This is a genomic window from Brevundimonas sp. (assembly GCF_018608325.1).
GTDB lineage: Bacteria > Pseudomonadota > Alphaproteobacteria > Caulobacterales > Caulobacteraceae > Brevundimonas.
In genome coordinates, this window is the sequence record NZ_JABAZW010000044.1 from 1 (window position 1) to 12,407 (window position 12,407).

12 protein-coding genes and 1 pseudogene are annotated in these 12,407 nt (G+C 66.9%); 8 read left to right on the forward strand and 5 right to left on the reverse strand.

Features of this window, described 5'->3' with window-relative positions:
• Both QZ281_RS04600 and QZ281_RS04605 read left to right on the forward strand, forming a co-directional pair.
• Positions 1 to 775: ATP-dependent helicase C-terminal domain-containing protein (locus QZ281_RS04600; protein ID WP_292225257.1), on the forward strand; the 775-nt coding region annotated here is incomplete at its 5' end.
• Positions 776 to 836: 61 nt separating this feature from the next.
• The gene (locus QZ281_RS04605; protein WP_292225259.1) at positions 837 to 2,123 is read left to right on the forward strand and encodes an MFS transporter; all 1,287 of its coding nucleotides are present in this window, start codon (positions 837 to 839) and stop codon (positions 2,121 to 2,123) included.
• Between the two features lie 12 nt (positions 2,124 to 2,135).
• On the opposite strand, the gene QZ281_RS04610 is transcribed toward QZ281_RS04605, so the two are convergent.
• From QZ281_RS04610 to QZ281_RS04620, 3 genes are read right to left on the reverse strand one after another with little or no spacing between them, the layout of a single operon-like run.
• A complete protein-coding gene (locus QZ281_RS04610) occupies positions 2,136 to 2,945 on the reverse strand; it encodes an RNA methyltransferase (RefSeq protein ID WP_292225262.1) in 810 nt (269 codons plus the stop codon).
• A complete protein-coding gene (locus tag QZ281_RS04615) occupies positions 2,942 to 3,853 on the reverse strand; it encodes a class I SAM-dependent methyltransferase (protein WP_292225264.1) in 912 nt (303 codons plus the stop codon). The genes QZ281_RS04610 and QZ281_RS04615 overlap by 4 nt, the downstream gene beginning before the upstream one ends.
• An 18-nt stretch (positions 3,854 to 3,871) precedes the next feature.
• A complete protein-coding gene (locus QZ281_RS04620; RefSeq protein ID WP_292225267.1) occupies positions 3,872 to 5,254 on the reverse strand; it encodes a glycosyltransferase in 1,383 nt (460 codons plus the stop codon).
• 128 nt (positions 5,255 to 5,382) lie between these two features.
• Here QZ281_RS04620 and QZ281_RS04625 point away from each other — a divergent pair, with 128 nt between their 5' ends.
• The 4 genes from QZ281_RS04625 to QZ281_RS04640 all read left to right on the forward strand — a co-directional run bounded on the left by QZ281_RS04625 (position 5,383) and on the right by QZ281_RS04640 (position 8,541).
• A complete protein-coding gene (locus tag QZ281_RS04625) occupies positions 5,383 to 6,003 on the forward strand; it encodes a TetR/AcrR family transcriptional regulator (protein ID WP_292225349.1) in 621 nt (206 codons plus the stop codon).
• An 80-nt stretch (positions 6,004 to 6,083) separates the two neighbouring features.
• Positions 6,084 to 6,806: an ABC transporter substrate-binding protein gene (locus QZ281_RS04630; RefSeq protein WP_292225270.1), complete on the forward strand. Its 723-nt coding sequence runs from the start codon at positions 6,084 to 6,086 to the stop codon at positions 6,804 to 6,806.
• Positions 6,803 to 7,792 carry an iron ABC transporter permease gene (locus QZ281_RS04635; protein WP_292225271.1) on the forward strand — a complete coding sequence of 330 codons (990 nt, stop codon included), beginning with the start codon at positions 6,803 to 6,805 and terminating at the stop codon, positions 7,790 to 7,792. Before QZ281_RS04630 ends, QZ281_RS04635 begins: the two co-directional genes overlap by 4 nt.
• Positions 7,789 to 8,541 (forward strand): ABC transporter ATP-binding protein, encoded by a 753-nt coding sequence (locus QZ281_RS04640; protein WP_292225274.1) that lies wholly within the window; start codon positions 7,789 to 7,791, stop codon positions 8,539 to 8,541. The genes QZ281_RS04635 and QZ281_RS04640 overlap by 4 nt, the downstream gene beginning before the upstream one ends.
• Positions 8,542 to 8,544: 3 nt before the next feature.
• On the opposite strand, the gene QZ281_RS04645 is transcribed toward QZ281_RS04640, so the two are convergent.
• Positions 8,545 to 10,605, reverse strand: a complete 2,061-nt coding sequence (locus QZ281_RS04645; RefSeq protein WP_292225276.1) for a lytic transglycosylase domain-containing protein — start codon at positions 10,603 to 10,605, stop codon at positions 8,545 to 8,547.
• A 122-nt stretch (positions 10,606 to 10,727) separates the two neighbouring features.
• On the opposite strand from QZ281_RS04645, the gene dapA reads away from it, so the two are divergent.
• Positions 10,728 to 11,612: a 4-hydroxy-tetrahydrodipicolinate synthase gene (dapA, locus tag QZ281_RS04650; protein WP_292225277.1), complete on the forward strand. Its 885-nt coding sequence runs from the start codon at positions 10,728 to 10,730 to the stop codon at positions 11,610 to 11,612.
• Positions 11,612 to 12,085 (forward strand): SsrA-binding protein SmpB, encoded by a 474-nt coding sequence (gene smpB, locus QZ281_RS04655; protein ID WP_292225280.1) that lies wholly within the window; start codon positions 11,612 to 11,614, stop codon positions 12,083 to 12,085. Before dapA ends, smpB begins: the two co-directional genes overlap by 1 nt.
• 21 nt (positions 12,086 to 12,106) lie before the next feature.
• On the opposite strand, the pseudogene QZ281_RS04660 reads toward smpB, so the two are convergent.
• Positions 12,107 to 12,407: pseudogene (locus QZ281_RS04660) on the reverse strand (uracil-DNA glycosylase family protein); the annotation flags it as partial.

Here is a 12,407-nt window from a genome sequence, read left to right on the forward strand (position 1 = left end):
GCTGGCGGCGGCGCTGGACGGTTCGCGGATCGAGGCGGACCTTGGCCGCTTGATCGAGGTCGAGGATCGTCTGGTCAAGGAGCCGTCAGGCCGGATGGTCATCCGCCGCGCACGTAAGATCGGCGCCATCGTGCTGGACGAAAAAGTGGTCGGTGCGCCGGACACCAAGGCGATGGCCGGGGCCCTGCGCGCCGAGGTCGAGGCCTCGGGGCTGGGGGTTCTGAAATGGGGCGAACAGGCGGGCGGGCTGCGTGCGCGACTGGCCTTTCTGCATGAACTCGATCCCGCTTGGCCGGATGTGTCGGATGCGGCGCTGCTGACGGCGGCGGACGATTGGCTGTGGCCCCTGTTGGAGGGCGTAAGGTCGCTGGAGGCCATTGGCGACGGGCGGCTGGCGGATGCTTTGCGCGGGTTGATCCCGTGGGATTTGCAGAGGAAGCTGGACGAACTGGCCCCGACGCGGCTGACGACGCCGCTGGGATCGGCGGGCATCGACTATGGCGCTGAGGGCGGGCCGCGTGTCGAGATCCGGGTGCAGGAACTGTTCGGCGTGACGACGCACCCATGCGTCGGTGGCGGGCGGGTTCCACTGACCCTGTCGCTGCTGTCGCCCGCGCGGCGGCCGGTGCAGGTGACCAAGGATCTGCCCGGGTTCTGGGCCGGATCATGGGCGGGCGTGCGGGCGGACATGAGGGGCCGCTATCCGCGCCACCCGTGGCCTGAAAACCCGGCGGAGGCCCAGGCGACCAACCGGGCCAAGCCGCGCGGAACCTGATGGCGGGTTGACGCGAACCGGGGATCACAGCATTGCCGTTGCGTTGAATCAGGACAAGCCCGTGTCAGACGCCAAGAAAGTTTCGCCAACCGTCCGTAATGGGCGCGTTCTTTTCGCCAGCCTGATCGGCACGACGATCGAGTTCTACGACTTCTACATCTACGCCACGGCGGCGGTGCTGGTGTTTCCGCGCCTGTTCTTCCCCGGCGGCGATCCGACCACGGCCATGCTGTCGTCGTTCGCAACCTTCTCCATCGCCTTCTTCGCGCGGCCCATCGGGGCGCTGGCGTTCGGCCATTTCGGCGACAAGGTGGGGCGCAAGGCCACGCTGGTCGCGGCCCTGATGACCATGGGTCTGTCGACGGTCGCCATCGGCATTCTGCCGACCCACGAGTCGGTCGGCATCGTCGCGCCGCTGCTGCTGGCCCTGTGCCGGTTCGGTCAGGGGCTGGGTCTGGGCGGCGAATGGGGCGGTGCGGTGCTGCTGGCGACCGAGAACGCGCCTCCGGGCAAGAAGGCCTGGTTCGGCATGTTCCCGCAGCTGGGCGCGCCCATCGGTTTCATACTGTCGACCGCCTCCTTCATCATCCTGACCTCGACCATGAGCGAGGGCGCGTTCGAGACCTGGGGCTGGCGAATTCCGTTCATCGCCAGCGCGCTTCTGGTGTTCGTGGGCCTGTGGGTGCGTCTGAAGATCACCGAAACGCCCGAGTTCCAGAAGGTTGTCGACCGTCATGAGCGGGTGAAGGCGCCCGCCGTGACCCTGTTCTCAAACCATAAAGCGGCGCTGGTGTTGGGCACGTTCAGCGGCGTGACGACCTTTACGCTCTTCTATCTGATGACGGTCTTCGCCTTGGGCTGGGCGACGACGGGCATGGGTCTGGCGCGGGCCGACGTGCTGCCGATCCAGTTGATCGGGGTGCTGTTCTTCGCCGCCTTCATTCCGGTGACGGCGCTGCTGGCCGACAAGTACGGACAGGTGAAGGTGTTGATCTGGTCTTCGGTCGGGATCGGCCTGTTCGGGGTGCTGTTCGCGCCGCTGTTCGGCCTGGGCCTGACCGGCCTGCTGATCTTCTTTGCGCTTGGCTTTGGCCTGATGGGCTGCACCTATGGGCCGATTGGCGCCGCGATGGCGCGGCCCTTCCCGACGACGGTTCGCTACACGGGGGCGTCGATGGCCTTCAATCTGGCGGGCATCATCGGGGCGTCGCTGGCGCCCTTCATCGCCATGAAGCTGGCGACCTCGTTCGGACCTGTGGCGGTCGGCGGCTATCTGGCCGGGTCTGCGGTGATCAGCATTCTGGCCCTGTGGATGCTGGGCCGGGTGGCGCCGGAGACGGAGCTTTAGGCCTCGCCAGCTTTAGGCTTCGTCTGTCGCCGCATAGACCATGATGCCGGTGGCGATGGCCAGGTTCAGGCTGTCGGCCCGGCCGCGCATCGGGATCTTGACGTTGACGTCGCAGGCGGCGGCCAGCTGATCGGTCAGGCCTGCCTGTTCATTGCCCATCAGAATCAGCGACGGCTGCTGCATCACCGCCGAGCGATGGCTGACGGTGGCGTCCAGACGGGTGCCAACGACGCTGCCGGGCCAGGATTGGCGCCACGCCACGAAGGCTTCCGGCGTCGTCTTGGTGATCGAGACAGCGAAGACCGAGCCCATGGTCGCGCGCACGGCCTCGACCGAATAGGGATCGACACAGTCGCCGATCAGGATGACGCCGCCGCAGCCTGCTGCGTCCGCCGTGCGGATGATGGTGCCCAGATTGCCCGGATCGCGCACCTGCTCCAGCGCGACCCAGCAGGGGGCGGAGGCGGGGTTCAGGCTTTCCAGCGGGGCATAGGCCTGTTCGAACACGCCCAGCACGGTCTGCGGGTTGTCGCGACGGCTGATCTTTTCGAGGATGGCGTGGGTGACGATGATGATGTCGCCGCCTGCCTTGCGCGTTTCCGCCTTGGCGCGGTCCAGCAGCGGGTGCGAACGTGCGTCTTCGCCGACCAGCAGCATTTTCGGCGCGCGGCCTTGATCCAGCGCCTCGCCGATGAACTTGAGACCTTCGGCCAGGAAGGTCCCGGTCAGGTCGCGTTCCTTACGCATGTGCAGGGCGCGGACGGCCTTGATGGTGTCGTTCGTCAGCGAGGTGATGACGCGGTATTCGTCCTGAACGCTCATTTGCTCCACCGCGCGAAGAAGGACAGGCCGATGGCGCGGGCGTCCGGGCCATCTTCTGACAAGGCCAGTTCGCCCCAGTCGATGCGCCCGCCGCGATTATGGGTCGCCTCGGCCATCAGGTGCGCCAGCGACAGGCCAGACACGCGGGCGGCGTAGGCGTTCAGCAGCAGGAAGTCGGCATCGTCGGCCAGAAGCGCGGCGCAGTCCTTCAGCAGGGCGGGCATGTCCTCGAACAGGCGCCAGACCTCGCCCGTCGGGCCGCGACCATATTTGGGCGGGTCCAGAATGATGCCGTCGTATTTGGAGCCGCGACGCACCTCGCGCGCCACATATTTGCGGGCGTCCTCAACGATCCAGCGGATCGGGTGTTGGGCCAGACCGGACTGTTCGGCGTTCTCGCGGGCGTAGTTGACCGACTTCTTGGAGGCGTCGACGTGGGTGACCTCGGCGCCTGCCGCAGCCGCCGCGAGGCTGGCCACGCCAGTGTAGCCGAACAGGTTCAGCAGCTTGGGGGCGCGGCCCGCTGACTGCGAGAAGCTGCGCACACGCGCATCCAGCCATTCCCAGTTGGCCGCCTGTTCAGGGAAGAAGGCCAGGTGACGGAAGGGGGTGAAGCGGCCCGTGAACTTCACGTCGCGCCATTTCAGCGGAAAGGCGTCAACGGGGCCGTGCTTGTCGAACTTCCAGCGACCGGAATCCTCTTCCTCCTGCTGTGGATCGAACAGGGCGGTGGCGGCCTCGAAGGCGGCGGGATCGCGCGGCGACCAGAAACACTGCGGCTCGGGCCGCACGACCGTATAGCGGCCATAGCGTTCCAGCTTCTTGCCGTCGCCGCTGTCCAGCAGGGCGTAGTCGGACCAGCCGCGGGTCACGAGGGTTTCGGGGGTCTTGGAAAGGACGGGAGCCATCGTCGGGCTGATAGGCGCTCAGGCCGCCTCGCGTCCAGCGTCCATCGCATCAGAGGCGCCCTGTTCGGCGTCGTGCTGCGTCTTGTCCCAGACATAGGGCTCGACAATCAGTCGCCAGAAGGCGTGGAAAAACGCGAGGCTGAGCAGGGACCAATAGGCGGGCGCCGACAGCATGTCCGTCAGCTCGTACCGCAGGCCTGCACGTCGCGCACCGACCGCACAGGTCATCAAGGCGGCGATGACGCCCAGGCTCAGCACGGTGACGCCGGTGATCGGCGTGGCGGGCGTGATTCCGGCATGAAGGCCGATCAGGACAGCGGATGCCAACCAGGCCAGTGTCGGAGCATGAGCCCCCGCCGAGACAATGGCGGCGCCTAGGGTCATCAGCAGGGACACCAGCCCGCGTCGCCCCAACTGCAAAGGCGAACGGGTGTGGACGCCCCAAGTCTGCATATAGCCCTTCAGCCATCGGGTGCGTTGCGGCAGCCAGCGTTCCAATGCGCCGGGCGGCGTCTCCCATGTCGGGGCGTCGATCACCCCCATGCCCCAACCCGCCGACCAGAGACGGAACCCGAGATCGGCGTCCTCGGTGACATTATGCGCGTCCCAACCGCCGACGCCGCGCAGGGCGGAGGTGCGGACATGATTACTGGTGCCGCCCAGCGGGAAGGGCAGGCCCAGCCGCGCCATGCCGGGCAGGGTCACCTCGAACAGGGCGGCGTATTCAAAGGCGAACTGACGGTCGAGGAAGCGCGAGGGGCTGGGGCCTCTGTCGAAGCGCCGGATGCGAAGGGGCGCCTGAAGGCAGCCCAGTTTAGGGTCGGCGACGAACCGGGCGGCCGCCTGACGCAGTTGCTGCGGATCAGGTTCATCCTCGGCGTCATAGATGGTCAGCAATTCACCCCTGGCCTGAGACAGGGCATGGTTCAGTGCGCGTGGCTTGGTCTGGGGCGATCCGGGCGGAACGACGATGATCTTCAACCACGTGGGTTTCGGTGCGGCCATGGCGACGTCGATTGTCGCCTGATCATGGGCCTCCAGCACCAGAAAACCTTCCAGCCGGTTGTGGGGGTAGTCGATGCGCGACAGGTTAGAGATCAAACGCGGCGTCACCGCCGCCTCATCATGCAGGGCTGCGAGAATCGTATAACGGGGCCAACGATCCGGCGTCGGAACCTGGAGGGGCGGGGCAAGGCTGGCGGCGACGAGAACAAAACGCCATGCCGCGGCCACGACAAAACCGAAGGCGATGACGCCAGCCAGCGCGACCAGGGTCAGGCCGGGGCGCAGGATGAGGCCAATTGCCACGACCGCTGTAATCAAGGCGATGCTGGACCACTGGGCGCGGGTCGGCCCGATCCTGTCGGCGCATTGGCGCCCCTCGCTGGTCGCGTTCATCATATCGCCCTCCAGGTCGCATACAACTCCAAAGCGTGAAGTCGTCAACCTGTTGCGCCGCTGCTGTTGGCGCCGCGTCGTGATTGTCGCTATGCAGGACGTTGCTGAACCGGAGTCTTCGTTTGTCCGCCGTGTCGACCTCTTCGCGCTCAAATCGAAAGCCCAAGGGGGAGGGCCATTCTCGCCGTGGCGAGATACTGGCGGCCGCCGAACGCATCTTTGTGGAGTTCGGCTATGAGGGGGCGACCATCCGCAAGATCGCGGAGGAAGTCGGCCTGTCCTCGACCGCGCTCTATATGCATTTCGCCGACAAGGGCGAGATTCTGCAGGAAATCTGCCGCGTCGCCTTTGAGGAGCTGATCGCCTCGACTGAAAATCTGGCGTCGGAAGACCGGCCGCCGGAGGTGCGTCTGCGCGGCATGATCGACGCCTATGTCGATTTTGGTTTCGCCAACCCCAATGCCTATCGCCTGATCTATCTGACCCGCCCGGTAGAGGCGCGAGACGGCGCCCAGACCCTGGCGCAGGAGCTGGGTTACAATGTCTTCGTCGCCTTTGAAGATGTGGTGGCCCAGACGGTGGCGTCGGGCCGGATGAGCGGCGAACCGCGCGCCATCGCCCAGTCGATCTGGGCCGCTGCGCATGGCGTGGTGTCCCTGATGATCACCAAGACCTATTTTCCGTGGGCGGATCGTCAACTGGTCGTCGATACGACCCTGGACGCTGTGTTCGCAGGGCTGCTGAAATCGTGAGGCGGATGCTGGCCGCCGGTTTGGCGGGTGGTTTACTCGTCCTCGCAGCGGGTCATGCAGACGCACGTCCATTGCGGATCATGGCGCTTGATCAGTGTGCGGACCAATATGTTCTGGCTTTGGCCCCCGACGCCGAACTTGCCCTGTCGCCACGGGCGGATGATCCCGATTCCTGGATGAGACGTGAGGCGGCGGGGCGTCGTCAGGTGCGTCCGACGCTGGAGGCCGCCATCGGGTTTCAGCCCGATGTGGTGGTGCGCTACTGGGGCGGCGAGCCGCGTCTGCTGGCGGCGCTGGAAAAGCGCGGGACCAAGGTTCTGAACATCGAGGACGCCACCGACTTTGACGGGATCAGCGCCGATATCCGCAACATCGCCGCCGGTCTGGGCCAGGTCGAGCGCGGGCGCCGTCTGGAGCAGGCGATGCGGGACAAGCTGTCGGCGGCGAGTCCTGAACCTGCGGCGAAGCGGCCGGGCGCGGTCTATCTGACGGCAGGCGGCTTCACAGCGGGCGCTGGCACTCTGGTCGACGCCATGATGCGCGCAGCGGGGTTCGATAATCTGACGGAGAAGCCGGGCTTCGGCGCCTACAGCGTAGAGCGGATCGCCATGCATCCGCCGATGCGGTTCGTGCTGGGCTTCTTTGACATGCTGCGATCCGACTGGCGCGGGCCGGGTCGCCATCCGGTCGTGCGGCGCGCGGCTGAAGGCAAGACAGCGGCCAATTTGCCTGCGGCGGTTCTGACCTGCCCGGCGTGGTTTGCGGCGGACGGTGTGGCGATCATGGCGAAGGGGCGGCCATGAGCCGGACGGTGCGGTTGTGTCTGGGGTTGGGGCTGTGCGTGATCGCCGCCCTGGCGTTGGCGATCCTGATTGGCGAGACGCGTTTCGACGGCGCGCAATATGCGGCGGCCTTCGATGATCCGACGTCCGGCCCTTGGGAGGTTCTGTGGCAGGTGCGGGCGCCGAGAGCGGTGTGCGCCCTTGTGGTCGGGGCGGCGCTGGGGCTGGCGGGCGCGGTTATGCAGGGCTTGCTCCGCAATCCGTTGGCGGACCCCGGCGTGCTGGGCGTGTCCGCGACAGCGGCGCTGGGCGCGGCCCTGGCCATTGTCATGGGCGCAGCGGCGGCGCCGGGGCTGGTCGAGATCTCGGCCCTGGTCGGCGCCGGTCTTGCGGGGGCGATGCTGATTGCCGCCGCCAGCGCCATGCGTGCGCCGGAGGCCCTGATCCTGTTCGGGGTGGCCTTGTCCAGTTTCGCAGGCGCTTTGACGGCCCTGATCTTCAACCTGTCGCCGTCGCCGATTGCGCAGGCCGAGGTGATGTCGTGGCTGCTGGGGTCGGTGCAGAACCGCAGCTGGGTCGATGTGGCCTGGGTGACGCCTGCGGTTCTGGTGTCGGCGGTGTTCGCGGTTCTGGCCTCGCCGGGCCTGAAGATGCTGGCCTTGGGTGAAGAGGGGGCTGCGGCGTCCGGCCTGTCGATGGGGCGGTTGCGGGCGTTCGCGCTGATCGCGGCGGCGCTGGCGACCGGGGCGGCGGTGGCTGTGGCGGGCGTGATCGGGTTTGTCGGCCTGGCGGCGCCCCATTTGGTTCGGGCGGCCGTGCGAGGCGATGCGGGACGGATACTGGCGCCGTCGGCCCTGGCGGGCGGGCTGATGCTGGTGATCGCGGACCTGCTGGCGCGCCTGACGCCGACGGATCAGGAACTGAAGTTGGGCGTCTTCACCGCCCTGATCGGTGCGCCTCTGTTTGCACTGATCGCATGGCGCGCGGCGCGGGAGTGGCGGCTGTGAGCCTGTTGTCGCTGGAGAAGCTGAGCGCCCGTCTGGGCAAGCAGGCGGTGCTGAACGGCGTCGACCTGAGCGTCGGGGCCGGAGAGGTCGTGGCCCTGTGCGGACCCAATGGGGCGGGCAAGAGCAGCGCCATTCGCGCGGCGGTTGGTCTGTTGCCGCTGACGGGCGGCGCGGTTCGGCTGGGCGGCGATGATCTGCACACCCTGTCGCCGCGACGTCGGGCTGAGCGGGTCGCCTATCTGCCGCAAGAACGCCGGATCGCGTGGAACCTGCCTGCGGTTGAGGTGGCGGCGCTGGGCGCGCCCTTCCTGTCGGGCGGCGATGCAGTTAAGCGAGCCGAAGCCGCGCTGGCCGAGGTCGGGGCGGGGCATCTAATCGACCGCGGCGTGGCGGACATGTCAGGCGGCGAGCGGGCGCGGGTGCTGCTGGCGCGCGCGCTGGTGGTGGGGGCGCCGTTGCTGCTGGCCGATGAGCCGATTGCGGGTCTGGACCCTGACGCACAACGACTGGTGCTGGAACGGCTGAGGGCAAGGGCCGATGCCGGATCGGGGGTGCTGGTCAGCCTGCACGACCTGACGCTGGCGGCGGGTTTTGCGGATCGTGTCGTGGTGCTGGATCAGGGGCGGGTGGTTGCGGAGGGCGCACCGGTAGAGGCCCTGTCATCCGCCGTCCTGCGTTCCGTGTTCGGACTGGACGGCGGATGGATCGAGGCGCCGAACGGGCCGCTGCTGGCGGCCCGCCGGGCTTAGGCCCTAGTTGCTGCCTGCGTAGGGGCGCGGACCGGCGGCGGTGCCACGCGCGATGTCAGCGGACGGCGTCAGAGGGGCAGATCCGCCGTTCAGACGCGCCTTGTAGACGGCCATATTCTCCATCACCCGCATCATATAGTTCCGCGTCTCGGTGAAGGGCGCGCATTCGATGAAGTCGATGGTGGCGTTGACGTCGCCGCGCGGATCGCCGCAGCGCGCAATCCACTGGCCGGGACGGGCCGGACCGGCGTTGTAGCCTACGGTCGCCAGCAGCATGGAGCCGTTGTTCGACGCCATCAACTCGCCCAGGTGATAGCTGCCCAGGGTCATGTTGTAGTCCGGGTCCCACAGGCGGTCGGCGGAATAGCTCATGCCCAGACGACGGGCGACGCCCGCCGCCGTCGCGGGCAGGAACTGCATCATGCCGCGCGCATCGGCGTGCGACCGGGCGCGCGGGTCGAAGCTGGATTCCTGACGCGTGATGGCCTGGGTGAACTCCAGCGGCGCGGCGCCTGCGACCTGGGGCGGGATGCGCACAGGATACATGCGTTCGGGCATGACAAAGCCGCGTTGGCTGGCGGCGCGGCCGACCATCATGGCGGTGAAGTCCTCGCCATAGCTGCGCGACAGGTCCATCAACTGCGCCAGACCCTCGATGGTCGGCAGGTCGTCGTCCAGCTTGTAGGCGAAGACGCGCAGCAGGGTGGTCTCGCCCGTTTCGCCCAGAATGCGGGCGGCGCGCACGACCTCATTGCCTTCGAAGGCGGCGATGTCGCCCTGGGTCGGGGCAGGTTCGCCGGGCAGTTGCAGTGTCGTCAGACCGGCCTTTTCAGCGGCTAACTGGCCGTAGAAGGTCTGCCAGTGCTGGGCGCCGTTGCGGTAATAGTTCTGGGCGGCCTGACGTTCGCCGCGCGCCTCTGCGGCCCGGCCCAGCCAGTAGAAGGCGCGGCCCTGAGTAATGGGGGTCGATGAGGCGCTGCGCAGGGCTTCGAAATGACGGGCCGCCACCTCTGGCCGGTTCAGCTTGGTCAGGGCGACCCAACCGGCGAAGAACTCGGCGTCCACCATGCGGTCGCCGGAGGTGAAGCCGTGGCCGTTCATGGCGTCATAGGCGGCCTGCCAGTTGTTCCGCTGCAGGGCGTCGAGGAAATAGTTGCGGCGCTCGGTCCACAGGGTGTTGTCGCCGGTCGTGTGGGCAGGCGCGGGCGGCAGATTGGCCAGCAGGGGGAAGGCTTCCGACTGACGGTTCTGGGAACGCAATATGCGGACACGCTCCAGCACCACGGCGGGATCGTTCGCCTGGGCTGGCGTCAGGCCCGCGACCACGGCGTCGGGGCTGTAGGCGCTGCGCAGGTTCATGACCGTATTGGCGATGAAGGCGCGGTCCGGCGACACCAGGGCGATCATCGAACGCGTGGCCGGACCGTGCGGGCCAAGCAGCAGCATGTTCAGGCGCGTCTCGTGATCCGCCGGGGTCAGCCATGCGCTCCAGCGTGACAGGATGCGGCTTTGCGGGGCGTCGTCGAAGGACTGGGTGCGCCACCAGTCGCGAATCAGATCGCGCGCCTGGTTCTGGCGGCCGCGCTGCTCCAGCGCCGAGGCATATGCGATGGCGCCCTCAACAGTCGTCGGGGTGCTGTCGGCGAACAGGGCGAGGGCGGCGTCAGGACCGGCGCCGGACCGGTCCAGCGCCTTTTCCGTAGCGATGCGGCGTGATTCGGCGCGGGGCCAACCCGCCATGGTGGTCTGGGTTTGGGCCAACTCGGAATAGGAGAGCTGTTCGCCGGTCGTGTCGATCAGCGCCCATTGCACCAGCTTGCGCGCGGCGGCGTCGCTGATCTGCGACATGGCGGCCTGGGTCGCGCCGACATTGCGGGCGCGGGCGGCGGCCAGACCCTGACGGAAATAGGCTGTATCCTGATCGTTCAGGACACGGCGGCCATGATAGGTCGACTGAGGGACGCTGACAGGCTGCACGGACGAGTAGGGGACCGGACCCGAAGACACGTCCTGCGGGTTGGGCGCGAGCACTGCCAGGGCGGCCGCCAGACTAGTCGCAATCATGATCTGTCCTGTTCTCATTCAATCCGGTTGCGGCGAAGCCGCTGGCGACATAACTTCCCGCGCTCTGAAAAGGCTTTGGACATGTGTCCTTCGCCGCTCTGCACGCAGGCTAGCTTAGTTCCATGAACGCCCCCTTGTTCAAGGGCGTGATCACCGCCCTGATCACACCTCTTCGTGACGGAAACGTGGACGAGGCTGCATTCGCCAAACTTCTGGAGCGCCAGATCGCCGCAGGCGTTCACGGCGTCGTGCCGATGGGCACGACGGGCGAAGGCGCCAGCATGGATCTGGACGAGCACAAGCACGTCATCGAACTGTGCGTGCGGCTTGCGGCAGGGCGCGTCAGCGTCATTGCTGGAACGGGATCGCCCTACACCAAGGAAGCCATCGACCTAACCCGCCACGCCAAGACGGTGGGTGCGGACGGAGCACTGGTGGTCACTCCCTATTATATCCGCCCGTCGCAGGCGGGCATGGCGGCGCATTTCGAGGCCATCGCCGACGCCGTCCAATTGCCGATCGTGCTCTACAATGTGCCCGGACGGACGGGCGTTGACCTGACCAACGAGACCGTGGCGCGGTTGGCCGCGCATCCGAACATCGTCGGCATCAAGGACGCGACCGGCGACATGAGCCGCGTCAGCTGGATGCGCACCAACATCGAGGGTCAGTTCGACCTGATCTCGGGCGATGATCTGAGCTATCTGGGCTATCACGCCACGGGCGGGGTCGGGCTGATCTCGGTGGCGTCCAATGTGGCGCCCGAGGCCATGGTCGCGCTGCACAACGCGGCGGCGGCAGGCGACTACGCCACGGCCCGTAACTGGCAGGACCGCCTGATCGGCCTGTGCAAGGCGTTGTTCCTCGATAACTCCCCCGCGCCGACCAAGTACGCCTTGGCCAAGTTGGGCCTGTGCAACGAGGAGGCGCGCCTGCCGTTGTCGCCGACATCGGATGCGGTCAAGCCGATCATCGACCGTGCGATGGTGGAAGCGGGCGTGACCTGATGGCGCCGCAACCCCAATCCAAATCCAAGCTGATCGCCGAGAACCGCCGCGCGCGGTTCGACTATTTCCTTGAGGACAACATCGAGGCCGGCATTCAACTGCTCGGCACCGAGATCAAGGCGCTGCGCGACGGCCGGGCCAATATCGCCGAGAGCTATGCAGCGGTGGAAGGGCGTGAGATCGTGCTGATCAACGCTGACATCCCGCCGTACAAACAGGCCTATCGCTTCAACCACGAGCCGCGCCGTCCGCGGAAGTTGCTGCTGCACAGAAAGCAGATCGACCGCCTGATCGGCGCCGTTCAGCGCGACGGCCAGACCATCATTCCGCTGAAGCTCTATCTGAACGATGCAGGCAAGGCGAAGCTGGAGATCGCCCTGGCCAAGGGCAAGAAGCTGCACGACAAACGCGAAGCCTCCGCCGAACGCGACTGGCAGCGCGACAAGGCCCGTCTGATGCGGGACAAGGGCTGAGGCCTTGCCCCCGCCGGTGACTTAGGCGGCGATCAGCGTCTTGGCGCGTTCGAAGATGGCCTCGAACATCTCGGGCGTCAGGCGGCCTGTGTTCGTGTTCAGGCGCGAGCAGTGATAGGAATTCAGGATCACATAGCCGCCTGCCTCGCCCTCTGCGCCGTGACCAACGGGCATGGCCGTGCCGGGGCGTCCGAAGGCCTTCAGGATGTTGCGGCGGGACACGTCGCCCAGGGTCACGATGACCTTCAGGTTGGGCAACAGCTTCAGCCGGTCGATCAGGAAGGGACGGCAGGTCGTCTCTTCGATCGGCAGTGGCTTGTTG